This is a genomic window from Methylobacterium komagatae, assembly GCF_042661665.1.
In the GTDB taxonomy this organism is placed as follows: Bacteria; Pseudomonadota; Alphaproteobacteria; order Rhizobiales; family Beijerinckiaceae; genus Methylobacterium; species Methylobacterium komagatae.
The window spans coordinates 2,630,758-2,647,870 of record NZ_JBHSWN010000001.1; the positions used below are offsets into that span (position 1 = coordinate 2,630,758).

Sequence of the window (17,113 nt, forward strand, 5' to 3'; positions counted from 1 at the left end):
TCTCATCGGCAAAAGTCTGCGCGAACGGGGCCGCCGTCAAGCGCAGACTCATCGGGGCCATCCGTCATTCGATGCATCGCCAGGGCGTAGCCATCGACCTAAACTGATTGAGCCCGAAGCCGAGCGGATCCCATGACCTATCGTTGCGATCACGTCCATTTGCGCAGCCGCGATCCCGTCGCTGCCGCTGCGTTCTACGTCGAGATGTTCGGTGCCCGCGAAACGGGCCGTGTCGGCGGGGAGATCGTCCAGCGGGTGATTCTCGATTTGGGGGGCTTGGCCGTCTTCATCGAGCAGGCCCCAGAGGAGGCGCATCCGCCGTTGACGACGCCCTGTCTCGGCCTCGAGCATATCGGCCTGGCCGTGGAAGATATCGAAGCTGCCGTCGCGGAGCTGAAGGGTAAGGGAGTTTCCTTCAGGACCGAGATCATCGCGCGTGGCCCGACCCTGCGTATCGTTTTCCTCGACGGGCCTGACGGCGCGGTGATCGAGTTGCTCCAGCGCGACGCCTGAGCCTTAAGGATCCACGCGAGTGCCAGAGCCTTTGCCGGTCCAGCGGTCGATGCGCCGCCGGGCCTCGGCCTCGGGATCTGTCGCGATGAAGCGCGGTTGGGGCTGGTCGATCGCGATCAGCCCGTGATCGTCGTACACGGCGCCGAGCACGGTGCGGTAATGATCGCGCACCCGCGCATGGCAATCGCAGGAAGCCGCCTCCATTCCTGGGCGGTTCAGGATCGTAATCCTGCCTCGGCCTACCTTGATCAGTCCCTGATCCTGCAAGATCCGCAGAATGCGCGTCAGGTAGGTCCGCTGTACGCCCAGCATCGCGGCGAGCAATTCGTGGGTGATCGGCAGGACGGGTGAGCCGATCCGGTCGTGAAGGGTCTGGAGCCAGCGCAGGCAGCGTTGTTCGATCGGGTGCAGGGCGTTGCAGGCCGAGGATTGAAGCACCTGGGCAAGCATACAATCCGAATAGCGGGCGAAGAGATCGCGCACATGGCGCGACTGCCGCTTGGCCTCCTGAAGGGCAAGGGAGTCCATCCGCAGCACCGGCCCGGCGATCTGCACCACGGCGTGGGTCGAGGCGGGCACGTAACCCTGACTCACCACACCGCCGACAGCGCCCTCGTGGCCGATCGTGGCCGTCTCAGCGCTACGGCCATCGCTGGTGGTAATCACCAGCGTCACCACCGCATGCTCGCAAGGGAAGGCGATGTGCGTGACCGGCGACCCCGCCTCGAAGATCGTCGCCCCCTTCCCGTAGTTCAACGGTTCAAGATGAGGCAGCAGAAGTTCTCGGTCGGGGCCGCGAAGCGCCTTTAGCAGAAGATTCGTTTCGAGGCGTGCAGCGGATTCGGGAGGCATAGGTCGGTAAAAGCGTCGTTTTTCGTCCTACTCCCTACCCACTTTAAATGCGCCCGTCTGTTCACCAATAGACCGAAATTGGAGAAATTCCTGACTCTCGGAGAATTTCTTATGCGTGTTTGAGTATCGACTTATTTATCGGTGCAAATCCCCTGCGATGACAGGCGCTTGTGATCTCTCGGATCACAATCCGTCGTCAAGAAGGACGCCCAATCCGAGGGGGTGCCATAGAAGGCGTTACGGTCAACGTCGCCCCGTACACCAGGAACACGACCGGTTGACGTAAATTGCCAAAGCATCCAGCGCCGGTTCACGAAGCGTTGCTCAGGCTCGGCCGCGGTCGATCGCAGCCAGTGCGGGTAATCGGGCAATTCGCCTTCCAGCACATCCTTGTGGAAGGTGATGTCGGTGTAGATGATCGGACGCTTGCCCGTATAGCGCTCCATCTCGTCGAGCATTTCCCGCACCATGGCGAGGGCTTGCTCCTTTGGGAGCTTGCGCGGGCAGGTTTGCGAGTGGCCGTTCCATTCGACATCCAGCACCGGGGGCAGGGCGGTCGGATCGTTGGGAACGTTCTTCTTAAACCAATTCATCTGGTCGCGGGCGGAGCGGCACCAGAACACGAAGTGGTAGGCCCCACGCGGAACGCCTGCCGCCGCGGCGCCGTCCCAGTTCGCGCGGAACCGCTCGTCCACGTGGTCGCCGCCCTCGGTGGCCTTGATGAAGGCGAACTGAGTGCCGGCCGCGCGCACGGAGGCCCAATCAACCGGGCCCTGCCACTTCGAGATATCGATGCCCTGAATTGGATGAAGCTTGGCCTTGGCCACGCCCGGATGGGGCTTCACATCACCCTTGGTCGGATAGAAGTCGGTGCTGTTGGAACACGCCGCCAGCCCGGCTAGGGCAGCCACGGCGACAACGCGGCGCGACATCCGGATCACCGCCGAGAGAGACGCAGCCAGGGCGCCCTCGCAGAGCGATGAAGACACTCGATCCCCCAACATCAGCGCCACCGCCCGTTTCTCAGAAAAGCGCCAAAGACAGGCGTATTCGATGACCCCTGCTCAGTTAACGGACCTTTGCGATCATTACGGCGGAATTCCGGGAAGCGTGTCCTGCCAGTGACATGGCCGCTTCATCGCAGGGTTGGAGAGAGCGGCGGCAGCGGCTAAGTCCCGGCGGAGCAAGGGAAGTCGGGTCGAGCGCGCGTGAGCAAGACACTGTTTACCATCGGCTACGAAGGCCTCGATCCAGAGAGACTCACAGGCGCGCTTCGCGCGGCGGGCGTATCCGTGCTGGCCGATGTCCGGGCGGTGGCCACTCGCGCAAGCGCGGCTTCTCGAAAAACGCTCTGAAGGCGGGGCTTGAGGAGGCCGGGCTCGGCTATGCCCATCTGCGTGCGCTCGGCACGCCGAAATCCGGGCGCGAGGCCGCGCGGGCGGATGACGCCACGCTGCTGAAGCGGATCTATTGCGAGGAGGTTCTGGAGACGGCGGGTGGCATCGCGGCCCTCGATGAACTGGAGGCTCTCGCCGCGGAGGCGCCGACCTGTCTCCTGTGCTTCGAGCGCGATCCGGCCCGCTGCCATCGCCGCCTGCTCGCCGAGCGGCTGGCGCCGCGCGGCTTCGCCGTCACCGATCTGTTCGGCTGACGCCGCCTGTCAGGGCTGCGCGATAGCCTGGACGCGGGCGCTCACCGCCCCAGCGATGCGCCGCATCGGCTTCAGGGCCGCACCGAGGAAGGCAGAGGGTCGTTCCGTACGCTCTTCGGGCCGACGACGCGCCGGGTCGGCCACGGGCGCGACGGGCAGGTAGAGCGCCTCGAAGAAGGAGATCTCCATCAGGTTCTCGCCCGCCTCGTTCGTGACGACGAGGGACGCATCCAGAAGCTTCGCCTCGCCCCCGTGGCGCTGGACAATTCCGCGCACGACGGTCGACGCGACGAGGCGCAAAGCCGCCGCATCGCCGACCTCCTGGCCGACGCGATCCGGCACGACTTGTCCGTTCACGATGATGTTGAAGAAGGCACGCATGAGTGGCGAGGCTTTCTTGCGAGTAAGGCGTGGCCTGGGGATCAGGCCGCTTCGACGCTGGACGGGGGTTCGGCAGCCGACTTCGGATCGAAGGCATCCGCGAGCAGGCTGATGCGACGGGCCATGTCGCGGACCTCGTTGAGGGCGATGGACTTCTGGCCTTCCTTCACGGCCCGCGTGATGTCACTCACCTGCGCCGTTGCGATGCGCTTCAGTTCCTCGGCAAGTTGCTGGCTTGTCATCATGTCCGCTGTCCGGCGAAGGAATGGCGGCAGGTTCGGCCGGTCGAGTTACCATGACGTATCTTCGGCCGGTGAAAGGCTGTGGATTGAGTGGATCGCCCGCTTAACCACGCTTCCCGTTGCGCACACCGGCCCGTGCGCTACCTCCGCCACCGGCTGCCTCGCTCGCCGAGGCGCCCTCATGCCGCCAGGATCGCCGCGATGGATTGCGCTCTCTTTCTCGATTTCGACGGCACCCTCGTCGACATCGCGCCCACGCCCGATGCGGTGAAGGTGGAGGCGGGGCTGATCGAGAATCTCGAAACGCTGCGGCGGCGCCTTGGCGGTGCGCTCGCCATCGTGAGCGGGCGGCCGATCGCGCAGATCGACGGCTTTCTGGCGCCGAGCCTGCTCGATGCGGCCGGACTGCACGGGGTCGAGCGGCGGCGCGACGGCGACCTCAAAGGGGGCGGCCGGAGGATCACCCAGCTCTACGGGCTCAGGTCGAGCGGCTGCACGCGGAATCCGCGTCGCTCGCTCAGGTGCTCATTGAGGACAAGGGCGCCTCCGTCGCCGTGCATTGGCGGCTCGCCAGCCCGGCGGATGCGGAGCGCGCGGAGGCGCTGGTGAAACAGGCGGCCGAGACGCTCGGCGTGGAGTACCGTCTGCAACTCGGTAAGGCGGTGGGTGAGATCGTCCCCGCCAAGGCGACGAAGGCCGTCGCCATTCGCGCCTTCATGGCCGAGTCGCCCTATGCCGGGCGCCGGGCTGTTTTCCTGGGCGACGACAAGACCGACGAGATCGCTTTCGTCAGCGTCGCGGAGGATGGCGGCGTCGCGATCCGCGTGGGCGACGGGGACACCGCCGCCGCCCGCCGCTTGCCGGACCCCGCCGCCGTGCGGGCACTCATCGCGTCCTGGGCCGCCGGAGAACCGATTGACCCGGACGCTTTGCCGCCCGCTTAGGCCGCGTTTCGGCCCTTCGGCATCCTTAGGGAGCCATGTCCGGAACGGGCTTCACGACCGAATCCGCCGGGGCTTCCGGAGTCGGCATGGAGGCCTCGATCCGCGGGGGCGGGGTCAGCTGAAGCGTCTCGCTGGTCATGGCCAGGGATTCGAAGGCTCGTTGCGGATTGTCGTTGAGCTTCGTGCCGTAGCTCGGGACGATGCGGCGGATCTTCTCCTGCCACTCGGGCGTCGCGACCTTCTTGGCGAAGACCTTCTCGAGGACCGACAGCATGATCGGCGCGGCGGTCGAGGCGCCGGGCGAGGCTCCGAGCAGGCCGGCGATGCTGCCGTCCTTCGACGCGACGATCTCGGTGCCGAGCTTCAGCACGCCGCCCTTCTCGGCATCACGCTTGATGATCTGCACGCGCTGGCCCGCCTGCCACAGGCGCCATTCGCCCTTCTTGGCATTGGGGAAGTACTCGCGCAGGGCCTGATAGCGATCCTCGTCGGAGAGCATCAGCCGCCCAGCGAGGTATTCCACCAGCGGATATTGATCGATGCCGACCCGCATCATCGGCCAGATGTTGCTGGTCGTGGTCGAGGACAGCAGATCGAAATACGAGCCTTCCTTCAGGAACTTGGTCGAGAAGGTGGCGAACGGCCCGAACAGAATCACGCGCTTGCCGCCGAGCATCCGGGTGTCGAGATGCGGCACCGACATCGGCGGTGCGCCGACCGAGGCCTTGCCATAGGCTTTCGCGAGGTGGAGCGAGGTCGTGTCGGGATTGTCGTTCACGAGGAACGAGCCGCCCACGGGGAAGCCCGCGTAATCGTCAGCTTCCGGAATGCCGGACTTCTGGAGCAGGTGAAGGGCCCGGCCACCGGCGCCGATGAAGACGAACTTGGCGTCGATCGCCTCGACCGCGCCGCTCTTCACATTACGGATCGACACGCGCCAGGAGCCGTCGCCGTTGCGGGTCAGTCCCTCGACCTCGGTGCCGGTCTTCAGGTCGAACTTCGGCTGGCTCTTCAGATGGCCGACGAACTGGCGGGTGATCTCGCCAAAATCCACGTCCGTGCCGATGGGAGTCCAGGTCGCGGCAACCTTCTGCTTGGGGTCGCGACCCTCCATCATCAGCGGTACCCAGGACTTGATGCGCTCCGGATCGCTGGAAAACTGCATGCTGGAGAAGAGCGGGCTGACCTTCAACGCCTCATGACGGCGCTTCAGGAAATCCACGTTCTCGTCGCCCCACACGAAGCTCATGTGCGGGGTGGAATTGATGAAGCTGCGCGGGTTCTTGAGAACGCCGTTCTTTACCTGCCAGGACCAGAACTGACGGGAGATCTGGAAGGACTCGTTGATCGCAACGGCCTTGTCGATCGTCACCCGGCCCTTCGTGTCCTCGGGCGTGTAATTCAGCTCGGCCAGGGCGGAATGCCCGGTCCCGGCATTGTTCCAGCCGTTCGAGCTTTCCAGGGCGACGCCGTCCAGACGCTCGACCATTTCCATCGACCAGTCCGGCTCCAACTCGCGCAGCCAGATGCCGAGGGAGGCGCTCATGATGCCGCCGCCGATCAGCAAGACATCGACCTTGCGAGTATCCGCCGCCGCGTCTGCAATCGTCGAGGGGAGGGCGGCGACCGCCGCGCCGGTCAGGGCAGTACCGATAAGTTGCCGACGATTCACGTTGCCGGAATTATCGTGCGCATTAAGGGTCGGATAGCAGTCGTCAGCGTCGATCATCGGGAAGGATCAGCCCCAAGTTGCAAAATTATATTTGTCGAATGGCGAAACAAAATTTACGGCGGTTGATGCGACACGGAGCGGCCAGTGCTCAAGCCTGTGCGCTTGCATCGGGGGGCGCGTCGGGTGCAGAACTGACGCGAATGGCCGGGTGAGCTAAGGCGCTCTTCCCGTAGCTCCCGCCATTTGCCACACAGGGCACTCGGGCCCGTGCGGCAGGGGCGAGGAGGCTAGCGTCGATGTTCGAGTTCCCGGTCCTTATCGGCGACATCGGCGGCACGAATGCTCGCTTTGGCCTCATAGACCGTCAGGGCGCCAAACCGCGCCTGGTCTCGCATGAGGCCACGGCGCGGCATCCCGATCCGTCCTCGGCAATACGCGCCTCTTTGGCGAAGGCGGGGGACGGCGCACCGCCGCCGCGCTCGGCCATCCTCGCCATCGCCGGGCGGGTGGATGGTCCCGAGATCCGGCTCACTAATGCCGATTGGGTCGTGTGCGGCGAGCGCATCGCCGGGGATTTCGGTCTATCCTCGACCGTGATCGTGAACGACTACGTGCCGGTCGCCGCCGGTGCGGCCGATATCGAACCGCATGACCTCACGCCGGTCGGGCGGTGCCCGCCAGTGCCCGGGGGCGCCCGCGTCGTGCTGGGCCCCGGCACGGGTTTCGGCGCCGCGGCCCTCGTCCCCTATTCCGCTCACCTCGCGATCGTGTCGACGGAAGCAGGGCACACCGATATCGGCCCGGCCGACGCCTTCGAGGAAAAGGTCTGGCACGCGCTGGAACGCGTTGAGGACCGCATCACCGTCGAGACGGTCCTCTCTGGGCCAGGCCTCGCGAGGCTTCATGCGGCGGTCGCCCATGTCCGCACCGGGCGTCCCCACGAGAAGATCGATCCTGCCGCCGTGACGGAAGCCGGGTTGAACGCCTCCGACCCGCATGCCGTGGAAACGCTAGCCCTGTTCGCACGGCTGCTGGGCCGGGTTTGCGGCGACCTCGCCCTGACGTTCCTCGCCACGAGCGGCGTCTATATCGGTGGTGGTATCGCTCCCCGCATCCTACGGGTGCTGGAGCAGAGCGGCTTTCGCGACGCTTTCGAGCGCAAGGCGCCCTTCGCCGCGATGATGCGGGACATCCCAACCGGCGTCATCACCGTTCAGGACCCGGCCTTCAACGGCCTGTCGGCGCTGGCGAGCAATGGGCGAAAGTTCGTCTATCACGGGCAGGTCTGGCGCCGCCCGGCCTGATCCAGTCAGGTGCTTTCTTCATGGGAATGCCGGGTATTTCAATATCTCATGCGTGCAGCGCATGGCGAGTGACAGCGGTAATCGTTTGTTTCCCTTCGCATCGGGCATAATAGCGCAGCCCCGCTTGACCTCTCGCGTTTTGTTGCAATGCGAAATTTTCAAACCGCAACGCACCAATTTTGTGTTTTCTTTTGCGGGCCGGGATGTTCCGGCGCCGCATCGGAGCACACAATGCGCACGATCCTCGTTCTTGCGTCGTCCGCCCTCGCCGCGGCGACCCTCGCCGCCGGCTTTGCCTCGGCCGACGACCGGATTCATGTCACCCCCCGATCAGCCGCGAGCATGCCCGCGCGATCCAGGCCGCCCACCCGGCGAGCGACCTCACCGTAACGCCGCAGCCCGTCCTGTCGACGGACGCGCCGCGTCAGGTGTCGGCCGCCACGTCCCGGATCGACGTCGCCAACCGCTGAGGTTTCGCCTCACACCGAAGCCAGCGGCTTCGACACATCCTCAAGGGATCGCCCTTCAGCGGCGGTCCCCCAGATGCCTCCGACGATGCTCGCGATGCCCATCAGCACCGCCCCGAGCAGGTAGCCCGCGAAGACGTATTCGCGCGAACCGCTTTCCACGAGCGTGCCGAACAGGAGCGGTCCCGACACGCCGCCGACGCCCGTACCGATGGCGTAGAAGGCCGCGATGGCGAGCGCTCGGATCTCCAGCGGGAAGGTTTCCGCCACGGTGAGATAGGCCGACGAGGCTGCCGCGCTGGCGAAGAAGAACACCGCCATCCACACGGCCGTCTGGCCCACGGCGCCGAACGCGTCGATGAGGAACAGGTAGCCCGCGCCGGCCAGCATCACGGCCGAGATGCCGTAGGTGAAGGCGATCATCGGCCGCCGACCGACCGTGTCGAACAGGCGTCCCAGCGCCACCGGGCCGAGGAACGAGCCGAGGGCGAAGGGCAACAGGTACCAGCCGACCTGCCCGCCGGGCACGTCGTAGAACTTCTCCAGAACCAGGGCATAGGTGAAGAACAGGGCGTTGTAGAAGAACGCCTGCCCGACCATCAGGCACAGGCCGACGATGGTCTCCTTGCGGCTCGTCACGAACATCGCACGCGCCACCTCGGACAGGGGCGTGTGGTGGCGGACCCGGATCTTGGTGTGCTTCTTCGGGTCCGGCGGGGGAAGGGTGACGCCCGCATCCGTGAACCGCTTCTCGATCTGCGAGACCACCCGGTCGGCCTCCGCCGTGTAGCCGTGGGTCGCGAGCCAGCGCGGGCTCTCGGGAATCCATCGCCGCAGGAACAGGATGACGAGGCCGATGGCGCCGCCGGTCAGGAAGGCGATCCGCCAGCCCCAGGCCGGATCGATCACCTCCGGCTTCAGCAGCACGATCGACATGAACGAACCCAAGGCGGCGCCGATCCAGAAAGAGCCGTTGATCACGAGGTTCGTCCAGCCGCGCGCACTCGCCGGGACCAGTTCCTGGATCGTCGAATTGATGGCGGTGTATTCGCCGCCGATCCCCGCGCCGGTGAGGAAGCGGAAGAAGCAGAAGCTCACCACGTTCCAGGAGAGACCGGTGGCCGCCGTGGCCACGAGGTAGAGCGCCAGCGTGATGAAGAAGAGCTTCTTGCGGCCGATCCGGTCGGTCAGCCAGCCGAAGCCCACCGCGCCGGTCACCGCGCCGACAAGGTAGGACGAGGCGGCGAGACCGACATCGAACTCGGAGAAGGCCATGGGCGGTTGCCGGAGGGCGCCGACGAGAGAGCCCGCGAGGGTCACTTCGAGACCGTCGAGCACCCAGGTGATCCCGAGTGCCACGATGACCAGAACGTGGAAGCGGCCCCAGGGCAGCCGGTCGAGGCGCCCCGCGATATCCGTATCGACGACGCTGCCGATTTCGGCGCGCTCGGGCGTAGTGGCCACCCCCTCCACCTTGGTTGCCATGCAGCCCCATCCTCCGTTCACCACGAATCGTGAGGCGCGATAAACCGCGCCGCCGACTTGCTGTTCGCAACAGTTGCCCGCTCGATTCGGTTCGATCCCGTTTTCACTCCCAGGCTTCATCGTGAGCGCACTCACAACGTGTGATCGTAAAGTCTCTCCCGATGTTGACCCGCCTGCGCTTCGCTCTCCTCGTCACGATCACGCTTGGTGGTCTTGCCGCCATCCCGACCGGCGCCGCCGACGACGTCCCTCACCGCAATGCTTTGGGGTCCGAGCTGCGCTGGACCCTTCGCCCGGGCGAGGCCATCCAGACGCCGATCGACACATCCGCGACCCGTCGCGCGGTGCGTGTCGTCTATCCGCCCCTCATCGCGGAGCACTGAGGCCTGAGCCCCGCTCGCGCCTGAGCGCCGGAGCGCGTACAGCGTCCTTCGCAAACCGTTGGGCGAAGGAGTAGCCGATGGGCGTGACCCTCAATGCGGATCCGCGTGAAGTGGGCCTGTGCCCGCAGCGTCTCGCGCGGATCGAGCCGTGGATGGATCGCCTCGTCGCCGACGGTCGCCTCGCGGGCCTATCGGTCAGCGTGCAGAGGCGCGGCAAGACGGTCTTCGCCCGGGCTTGCGGACAGGCCGACATGGCGCGTGGCACCCCGTTCACCCTCGATACGGTGACGCGCATCTATTCGATGACGAAGCCGCTCACCTCTGTGGCGGTGATGCAGCTCTACGAGCAGGGCCTGTTCCAGCTCGATGATCCGGTATCGCGGTTCCTGCCGGAATTCGCGGAGATGCGGGTTGCGGTGGGCGGCAACCGGGCGAAGATCGAGACCGAGCCGGCTCGCCGCCCGATCACCATCCGCGATCTGCTGACCCACACGGCGGGGCTGACCTACGGCTTCATGGATGCCACGTTGGTCGATGCCGTCTATCGCGAGAAGGGCATCGACTTCCTGGCACGCGAGGGCACGCTCGCCGAGATGACGGCGCGCACGGCCTCGGCGCCCCTCCTCGCCCAGCCCGGCGAAGCGTGGAACTACAGCGTCGCCACCGACGTGCTCGGCTATTTCGTGGAGGTCGTGTCCGGCCGCCCCTTCGCCGATTATCTGCGGGACGAGGTGATCGCGCCGCTCGGCATGGTCGATACCGACTTCCACCTCCGCCCGGATCTGATGGACCGGTTTTGCGCCTGCTACGTCTTCGACCGGGAGCGCAAGCTGCGTCCCTTCGACGATTCCGTTGAGACCGCCTATGCCCGCCCGCCCGCCATTCCCTCCGGCGGCGGCGGCCTCGTCTCGACAGCGGCGGATTACCATCGATTCTGCCGGATGATTCTCAACGGCGGCGAACTCGACGGGCGGCGCCTCCTCGGGCGCAAGACCGTGGCGCTGATGGCGTCGAACCACCTGGATGGTGATCTCGCCGCAATGGGCACACCGCGCTTCGCCGAGACGACCTATACCGGCATCGGCTTCGGCCTCGGCTTCTCGGTGATGCTCGATCCGGCCAAAGCGCAGATCGTCGGCACACCGGGTGAAATCGCCTGGGGTGGCATGGCCTCTACCGCCTTCTGGATCGACCCCGCCGAGGATCTGGCCGTGGTGCTGATGACCCAGCTCGTTCCCTCCTCGGCCTTGCCGATCCGGAAGGAATTGCGGGTCCTCACCTACGCAGCGCTGGTTGACTGATTCAAACGAGGCTCGCCCACGCCGTCATCAATCCTCGACCTTGAGAGACGCGATGTCTTTCGAGGCCTCGGGGAATTGCGGGTTCATGGCGTCGAGCGTATCGGCCACGGTCTTGGCCACCACGTAATTGCGGAACCACTTGCGATCCGCAGGGACGATCAACCAAGGCGCATGGGGCGTCGAACACCGGCCGAGCGCGTCGGCGAAGGCCTCCTGATACCGGTCCCAGGATTTGCGCTCGACCAAGTCGGACGGATCGAACTTCCAGTGTTTGGCTGGGTCCGCGATGCGCTGTTCGAGTCGCTTCTTCTGCTCGTCCTTGGAGATGTGCAGGAAGAATTTCAGGATCGTCGTGCCGCTCTCACTGAGCAAACGCTCGAAATCATTGATGAGCTCGTAACGAGCGCGCCAGACGTCTTCGGGCACGAGGTTCTTCACCCGCACCACGAGGACATCCTCGTAATGGCTGCGGTTGAACACGCCGATCATCCCCCGTCCGGGGACGCGGCGATGGTAGCGCCACAGAAAATCGTGATCCATCTCTTCGGCCGAGGGCACCTTGAACGAGGACACGGTGCAGCCCTGAGGGTTCACGCCCTTCAAGACAGCGCGCACCGTGCCATCCTTGCCGCCCGTGTCGATCGCCTGCAGCACGATGAGCAGGCTGCGGCGACGCTCGGCGTAGAGTTTCTCCTGCTGGTCGGAAATCCGGTCGCGGAGCGTGCGAAGCTCTGCCTCTGCCCAGGCCTTGTCCAAACCGCCATCGGCGCGGGTGTCGATGCGCGCAAGATCCACGACATCGCCGGGCTTTGCCGCGATCAGTCCAGGTGCGGCTACGATCGGGGAGGGGGTGTGCCCCGCGATGGCGCCGGGCTTCACTCCGGCGATCACCCCGGCCGCGTTCGCCCACAGGGATGTCGAGGGTGGGTTCAATTGCCCGTGTGAGAGATCGTCCCGGTCTGCTACCTCGCTGCCTGGGACGGATTGGCCGCTTTCGTGCTTGCCGTTTTTCTTGGACATCCGGTGACGCCTGTGGGGGGCTTTGCTGTGCGGCTTCGGAACGGCCGGGACGTCGGCTCGTTCCGCGTGTCGTGTTCCTCGTAAGGAACGTTGAGTTTGCGGACTATCTATTTCATCCGCCACGGCCAGACGGGCTGGAATGCGGAAGGTCGGCTCCAGGGAGCCCATGATATCGATCTGAACGGCATCGGCGAGGAGCAGGCGGCATCGGTCGCCCCGCGTCTCGCCGCCGTCGCGGGCCACTCACTCGCCGAGGCGGCCTTCTTCGCGAGTCCGTTGATCCGGACGCGCCGGACCATGCAGATCATGCGCGCAGCCCTCGGCCTGCCGCCAAAGGACTACGCCGTCGATCCGCGCCTGCGGGAGATCGGCTTCGGCGCCTGGGAAGGTTCGACCTGGGCCGAGATCCGCCGCCGAGATCCGGCCGGAGCGCATCAGCGCGACCGCAACCGCTGGCAATATCAGCCGCCGGGGCAGGGCGGGGAAAGCTATGCGATGCTCGCCGAGCGCGTCTCGCCGTTCTTCGCCGAGCTCGGCCCGGTCTCCGTCGTGGTCGCCCATGGCGGAGTGGCGCGTGCCATGCTCGTGGCCCTCGGCCAACTCGACATCTACGCCGCCCCGCGTCTCGGCATTCGCCAGGGCGAGGTTCTGGTCGTGGACGAGACCGGTTGGCGCTGGGCCTGATGACCTGCAAGCCACGGTCGTGACTTCGTCAACGCCTCTGAGGCGCTCGCGTGCAAAGCCGCCTCGCTAACGGCACGATCCACGGGCTATAGGGCGCTGGGATGTTGAGCGCCGGCGGGTGTAGCCGGCAGCGGAGCAGCGCATGAGCGACCTCGCCGAGAAGTCCTTGCCCGCATCGGCGGCGCGGGACGCGCGGCCGTCGGACGGTGGGGCGGTTCTCTACGGAGACCGGCGGCCCGACCTGATCCGCAATGAAGTGCTCGGTGAGATCTTCCTCGCCTCCGCGCAGGCGCGGCCCGATCACCCCTGCCTCATCGACGGCGCGACCCTCGGCGCAGGCGGGCTGCATCCGCATTTGAGCTACGCGCAGGTCGTGGCCAAGGCCCAGCGGATCGCCGCCGGGTTGGCGCATCGGGGCATCGGCCCCGGCGACGTGGTCGGCCTCTGGATGGCTCGGGGGCCGGACCTCTTGGTCGCGCAGATCGGCATCACCCTGTCAGGCGCGGCATGGCTGCCCTTCGATGCCGAGGCACCCGCGGACCGCGTCGGCATCTGTCTCGGGGATGCGGCGGCCAAGGCGCTCCTCGTCTCGCCCGCCCTCGAAGCCCAGGCGCCCGCGAACACGCCGGCCCTGACACAGGCCGCTCTCGACAGGGATACCCCGGCCAACGCGCCCCTGCCCGATGCCAGGGCCAAGGGCCTGACCCCCGGCCATCCCGCTTACCTGATCTACACCTCCGGCTCGACGGGCGTGCCGAAGGGCATCGTCATCAGTCACGCCAACATCTGCCACTTCCTCCGCTCGGGGAACGCGCTCTACGGGATGCGCGCCGACGACGTGGTTTTCCAGGGCGCCTCCGTCGCCTTCGATCTCTCGATGGAGGAGATCTGGGTTCCCTATCTCGTAGGCGCGACGCTGTTCGTGGCGAGCCCGTCGATGATGGGCGACGTGGAAGCGCTGCCCGGCATCATCGCGGCGAACGGCATCACGGTGCTGGACACGGTTCCGACGCTGCTCGCCATGATCACGGGAGACCTGCCGAAGGTCCGGCTCGTGCTGCTCGGCGGCGAGGCGCTGCCCGAGCCGCTGATCGCCAAATGGGCGACGGCGACCCGCCAACTCTTCAACACCTACGGGCCGACCGAGGCGACGGTGGTGGCGACCGCCGCCGAGATGCGCCCCGGCGAGCCGGTGACGATCGGTGGGCCGATCCCGAATTATTCGGTCTATGTAGCGAGTGAGGAGCTTCGCCTGCTCGGGCGCGACGAGCAGGGCGAGTTGCTGATCGGCGGACCCGGCGTCGCGGCAGGCTATCTCCAGCGGCCGGAACTGACGGCCGAGAAGTTCATCGAGAACCCGTTCCCGTCCGATGGGTCGGACCCCGTGCTCTATCGCTCGGGCGATGCGGTCTCCCTCGATGCGGACGGACGCATCGTCTTTCACGGGCGCATCGACGACCAAGTGAAGATCCGCGGCTTCCGCGTGGAACTGGGCGAAATCGAATCCCGCATCCGCGCCGTGCCCGAGATCAATCAGGCGGCGGTGGTTCTGCGCTCCGACGACGGGGTCGACCGCCTCGTCGCCTTCCTCATCCCCGAGCGCGGACAGCCCCTCGATACGCCCGCCCTGCGCAAGCGCCTCGCCGCCGAAATGCCGCCCTACATGGTGCCCGGCCATTTCGAGGTGGCCGAAACGCTGCCGCGCCTCACCTCCGGCAAGGTCGATCGCAAGGCGCTGAAGGTGGCCCCGTTGACCGTGGTCGCCGCCGATGGCGAGCAGGAGCCGCCGGACAACGATACCGAAGCCGCATTGCTCGCCGCCGCCAAGCAGGTCTTCGGCGCGCAGCCGATCCCCTTCGAGGGCGACTTCTTCGCCGATCTCGGCGGCCATTCGTTGCTGGCCGCGCGCTTCGTCTCGGCCGTGCGCGAGACACCGGCCCTCGCCGGGATCACGCTGCCCGACGTCTATGCCCAGCGCACCCTTCGGGCGATGGCCAGCACGTTGATCGAGCGGACCGGTGGCGTCGGCGCGGAAGCAGCCGTGCGCGATCTCAGTTTCGCGCCGCCGCCTCTCCTGCGTCGCGCCCTATGCGGGCTCGCCCAGGCGGTCGCGCTGCCGTTCCTCATTGCGCTCGCCACGGTGCAGTGGCTCGGTATCTTCGTCACCTACCTGCTTCTGACGGGCGGCGGATTGAGCTTCTTCGCCGAACTCGGCGTGCTGCTCCTCGTCTATATCGCGATCAACGCGGTGACCGCGGCCATTGCAGTCGTCGGCAAATGGCTGGTGCTCGGGCGGACCAAGCCCGGCCGCTATCCGCTCTGGGGCGTCTATTACTATCGCTGGTGGCTGGCGCAGCGGCTCGCGCCCCTGGTCCACGTGAAGTGGCTCCAGGGCTCGCCCGCCATCGCGACCTACCTGCGCCTCATGGGCGCGCGGATCGGCAAGGATGCGCTCATCTCCGATATCGAGATCGGCGCGCCGGACCTCCTCCATGTCGGTGACGGTGCCTCGCTCGGCGGGCGGCTCGTGATTGCCAACGCGGAAATCGTCGGCAACGAACTCGTCATCGGCAAGGTCGAGATCGGCGCGGATGCCAGCATCGGCACATCCTGCGTCATCTCCCACGACACGGTCATCGGTGCGCAGGCCGAGGTGGCCGACCTCACCACGATCCCGGCCGGCAGCCGCGTCGGCGCCGCCGAGCGGTGGGACGGCTCGCCCGGCCGCAAGGTCGGCACGGCCGACACGAGCGATCTGCCGCCGCAATCGGATGCCTCGCCCGGCCGCCGCATGGCCTTCGGCATCGTCTACGTGTTGCTGCTCGGCGCCATTCCGGCCGTTGGTCTACTGCCGATCTTCCCGGCCTTCTTCATCTTCGACCAGATCTCGGATTCGCTCTCCGACATCACCGACATCGACTATCACTTCTACCTGCCGATCCTCACATGGCCGACCGCCATGCTGATGACCGCCGGAACGGTGCTGCTGATCACCGGCCTGCGCTGGCTGATCCTGCCCCGCACCCGCCACGGGACCTACTCGATCCACTCCCTGTTCTATCTGCGGAAGTGGTCTCTGGCGCTGGCCGTCGAGGTGACGCTGGAGACGTTGGCCTCGCTCTTCGCCACCGTCTACATGCGCGCTTGGTACCGGCTGATGGGCGCCCAGATGGGCGAGGGAGCCGAGATCTCGACGAACCTCGCGGGGCGCTATGACCTCGCGGAGGTCGGGGCGCGCAACTTCATCGCCGACGAGGTGGTGTTCGGCGAGGAGGAGATCCGGCGGGGCTGGATGCATCTCGATCCGGTCCAGACCGGCAAGCGGGTCTTCGTCGGCAACGACGCAGTGGTGCCGCCGGGCGCCGTAATCCCCGATGATGTGCTGATCGGCATCAAGTCGAAGCCGCCGGCCAACGACAAGATGGCGCCGGGGGAGACGTGGTTCGGCTCGCCGCCGATCCGCTTGCCCGCCCGCCAGAAGGTCGATCTCGGCTCAGCCGCCCAGACCTACGAGCCCGGCCTGTGGCCGAAGGTGCGGCGCGGCGTGTTCGAGGCGTTTTCGACCTCGTTCTCGCCGATGCTCTACATCACGCTCGCGATCACGGCGATCGATTGGTACTTCTACCCAGCGATCCTCGAACGCGACTGGTCGGGCCTTGCCGTCAGCTTCGTGACGATCAGCGTCGTCATCGCGCTGATCCAGTCCTCGGCCGTCATCGCGATGAAATGGGCGCTGATGGGTGTCTATCGCCCCGGCATGCGGCCGATGTGGTCGTGGTGGGCCATGCGCACCGAGGCCATCGCAGTGGCCTATTGGGGCCTCGCCGGAAAGGTGCTGCTCGAACACCTTCAGGGCACGCCGTTCCTGCCCTGGGCACTGCGCCTGTTCGGCGTGAAGGTGGGGCAGGGGGTGTGCATGCTCACCACCGACATCACCGAATTCGATTGTGTCGAGATCGGCGATTTCTGCACCATCAATCGCGTCTCCGCCCTACAGACCCACCTCTACGAGGATCGGATCATGAAGGTCGGCCGGGTTGTGGTCGGTCGCGGCGTGTCGATCGGTGCCTTCTCGACGGTGCTCTACGATACCAAGGTCGGCGACTACGCCCGGCTGCGCCCCCTCACCATCGTGATGAAGGGCGAGTCGATACCCGCCAACACCGAATGGGAAGGCGCTCCTGCCGTGCCGGTGATCCACAAGGCCTGAATCG

Annotated in this window: 14 protein-coding genes and 2 pseudogenes; 8 read left to right on the forward strand and 8 right to left on the reverse strand. The window is 66.2% G+C overall.

The genetic code is table 11. The features are described from left to right. The first annotated feature begins 132 nt into the window (after window positions 1-132). Window positions 133-513: a VOC family protein gene (locus ACFQE0_RS12860; RefSeq protein WP_378970148.1), complete on the forward strand. Its 381-nt coding sequence runs from the start codon at window positions 133-135 to the stop codon at window positions 511-513. Window positions 514-516: 3 nt separating this feature from the next. On the opposite strand, the gene ACFQE0_RS12865 is transcribed toward ACFQE0_RS12860, so the two are convergent. After that, a complete protein-coding gene (locus tag ACFQE0_RS12865; RefSeq protein ID WP_378970150.1) occupies window positions 517-1,365 on the reverse strand; it encodes a Crp/Fnr family transcriptional regulator in 849 nt (282 codons plus the stop codon). 131 nt (window positions 1,366-1,496) lie between these two features. Beyond that, window positions 1,497-2,297 (reverse strand): glycoside hydrolase family 25 protein, encoded by an 801-nt coding sequence (locus tag ACFQE0_RS12870; RefSeq protein WP_378975460.1) that lies wholly within the window; start codon window positions 2,295-2,297, stop codon window positions 1,497-1,499. Window positions 2,298-2,573: 276 nt separating this feature from the next. Here ACFQE0_RS12870 and ACFQE0_RS12875 point away from each other — a divergent pair. Next, a pseudogene (locus ACFQE0_RS12875) lies at window positions 2,574-3,016 on the forward strand (DUF488 domain-containing protein). Between the two features lie 9 nt (window positions 3,017-3,025). Here the strand turns inward: ACFQE0_RS12875 and ACFQE0_RS12880 are convergent. Together ACFQE0_RS12880 and ACFQE0_RS12885 are read right to left on the reverse strand one after the other, a co-directional pair. Continuing rightward, window positions 3,026-3,397 carry a DUF6894 family protein gene (locus ACFQE0_RS12880; RefSeq protein WP_378970152.1) on the reverse strand — a complete coding sequence of 124 codons (372 nt, stop codon included), beginning with the start codon at window positions 3,395-3,397 and terminating at the stop codon, window positions 3,026-3,028. Window positions 3,398-3,438: 41 nt separating this feature from the next. Then, on the reverse strand, window positions 3,439-3,642 hold the full coding sequence (locus ACFQE0_RS12885; protein WP_378970154.1) for a hypothetical protein: 204 nt from the start codon (window positions 3,640-3,642) through the stop codon (window positions 3,439-3,441). A gap of 198 nt (window positions 3,643-3,840) precedes the next feature. On the opposite strand from ACFQE0_RS12885, the pseudogene otsB reads away from it, so the two are divergent. Then, window positions 3,841-4,583 (forward strand): annotated as a pseudogene (gene otsB / locus ACFQE0_RS12890) (trehalose-phosphatase). 25 nt (window positions 4,584-4,608) lie between these two features. Here the strand turns inward: otsB and mqo are convergent. After that, window positions 4,609-6,312 (reverse strand): malate dehydrogenase (quinone), encoded by a 1,704-nt coding sequence (gene mqo, locus ACFQE0_RS12895; RefSeq protein WP_378970156.1) that lies wholly within the window; start codon window positions 6,310-6,312, stop codon window positions 4,609-4,611. Window positions 6,313-6,551: 239 nt separating this feature from the next. On the opposite strand from mqo, the gene ACFQE0_RS12900 reads away from it, so the two are divergent. Then, window positions 6,552-7,559: a glucokinase gene (locus ACFQE0_RS12900; protein ID WP_378970158.1), complete on the forward strand. Its 1,008-nt coding sequence runs from the start codon at window positions 6,552-6,554 to the stop codon at window positions 7,557-7,559. Between the two features lie 18 nt (window positions 7,560-7,577). On the opposite strand, the gene ACFQE0_RS12905 is transcribed toward ACFQE0_RS12900, so the two are convergent. Together ACFQE0_RS12905 and ACFQE0_RS12910 are read right to left on the reverse strand one after the other, a co-directional pair. Further along, window positions 7,578-7,877 (reverse strand): hypothetical protein, encoded by a 300-nt coding sequence (locus ACFQE0_RS12905; protein ID WP_378970160.1) that lies wholly within the window; start codon window positions 7,875-7,877, stop codon window positions 7,578-7,580. Window positions 7,878-8,038: 161 nt separating this feature from the next. Then, window positions 8,039-9,511, reverse strand: a complete 1,473-nt coding sequence (locus ACFQE0_RS12910; protein ID WP_378970162.1) for an MFS transporter — start codon at window positions 9,509-9,511, stop codon at window positions 8,039-8,041. 161 nt (window positions 9,512-9,672) lie between these two features. Here ACFQE0_RS12910 and ACFQE0_RS12915 point away from each other — a divergent pair, with 161 nt between their 5' ends. After that, on the forward strand, window positions 9,673-9,894 hold the full coding sequence (locus ACFQE0_RS12915) for a hypothetical protein (protein ID WP_378970164.1): 222 nt from the start codon (window positions 9,673-9,675) through the stop codon (window positions 9,892-9,894). Between the two features lie 77 nt (window positions 9,895-9,971). Further along, window positions 9,972-11,195, forward strand: a complete 1,224-nt coding sequence (locus ACFQE0_RS12920; RefSeq protein WP_378970166.1) for a serine hydrolase domain-containing protein — start codon at window positions 9,972-9,974, stop codon at window positions 11,193-11,195. A 27-nt stretch (window positions 11,196-11,222) separates the two neighbouring features. Here the strand turns inward: ACFQE0_RS12920 and ACFQE0_RS12925 are convergent, their stop codons facing one another. After that, window positions 11,223-12,215 (reverse strand): polyphosphate kinase 2 family protein, encoded by a 993-nt coding sequence (locus ACFQE0_RS12925; protein ID WP_378970168.1) that lies wholly within the window; start codon window positions 12,213-12,215, stop codon window positions 11,223-11,225. A gap of 96 nt (window positions 12,216-12,311) precedes the next feature. Between ACFQE0_RS12925 and ACFQE0_RS12930 the strand changes: the two genes are divergently transcribed. Continuing rightward, entirely contained in the window at window positions 12,312-12,899 is a 588-nt protein-coding gene (locus ACFQE0_RS12930) for a histidine phosphatase family protein (protein ID WP_378970170.1), read from the forward strand. 142 nt (window positions 12,900-13,041) lie between these two features. Further along, window positions 13,042-17,109 (forward strand): Pls/PosA family non-ribosomal peptide synthetase, encoded by a 4,068-nt coding sequence (locus ACFQE0_RS12935; protein ID WP_378970172.1) that lies wholly within the window; start codon window positions 13,042-13,044, stop codon window positions 17,107-17,109. The last annotated feature ends 4 nt before the right edge of the window (window positions 17,110-17,113 follow it).

What these genes read in the sequence shown, in the direction of transcription:
- mqo (WP_378970156.1), bottom strand. Translation starts at nt 6,312, where the DNA reads ATGATCGACGCTGACGACTGCTATCCGACCCTTAATGCGCACGATAAT.
- ACFQE0_RS12935 (WP_378970172.1), top strand. Translation starts at nt 13,042, where the DNA reads ATGAGCGACCTCGCCGAGAAGTCCTTGCCCGCATCGGCGGCGCGGGAC.
- ACFQE0_RS12900 (WP_378970158.1), top strand. Translation starts at nt 6,552, where the DNA reads ATGTTCGAGTTCCCGGTCCTTATCGGCGACATCGGCGGCACGAATGCT.
- ACFQE0_RS12910 (WP_378970162.1), bottom strand. Translation starts at nt 9,511, where the DNA reads ATGGCAACCAAGGTGGAGGGGGTGGCCACTACGCCCGAGCGCGCCGAA.
- ACFQE0_RS12870 (WP_378975460.1), bottom strand. Translation starts at nt 2,297, where the DNA reads ATGTCGCGCCGCGTTGTCGCCGTGGCTGCCCTAGCCGGGCTGGCGGCG.
- ACFQE0_RS12860 (WP_378970148.1), top strand. Translation starts at nt 133, where the DNA reads ATGACCTATCGTTGCGATCACGTCCATTTGCGCAGCCGCGATCCCGTC.
- ACFQE0_RS12880 (WP_378970152.1), bottom strand. Translation starts at nt 3,397, where the DNA reads ATGCGTGCCTTCTTCAACATCATCGTGAACGGACAAGTCGTGCCGGAT.
- ACFQE0_RS12925 (WP_378970168.1), bottom strand. Translation starts at nt 12,215, where the DNA reads ATGTCCAAGAAAAACGGCAAGCACGAAAGCGGCCAATCCGTCCCAGGC.
- ACFQE0_RS12885 (WP_378970154.1), bottom strand. Translation starts at nt 3,642, where the DNA reads ATGATGACAAGCCAGCAACTTGCCGAGGAACTGAAGCGCATCGCAACG.
- ACFQE0_RS12905 (WP_378970160.1), bottom strand. Translation starts at nt 7,877, where the DNA reads ATGAATCCGGTCGTCGGCCGAGGCAAAGCCGGCGGCGAGGGTCGCCGC.
- ACFQE0_RS12865 (WP_378970150.1), bottom strand. Translation starts at nt 1,365, where the DNA reads ATGCCTCCCGAATCCGCTGCACGCCTCGAAACGAATCTTCTGCTAAAG.
- ACFQE0_RS12915 (WP_378970164.1), top strand. Translation starts at nt 9,673, where the DNA reads ATGTTGACCCGCCTGCGCTTCGCTCTCCTCGTCACGATCACGCTTGGT.
- ACFQE0_RS12920 (WP_378970166.1), top strand. Translation starts at nt 9,972, where the DNA reads ATGGGCGTGACCCTCAATGCGGATCCGCGTGAAGTGGGCCTGTGCCCG.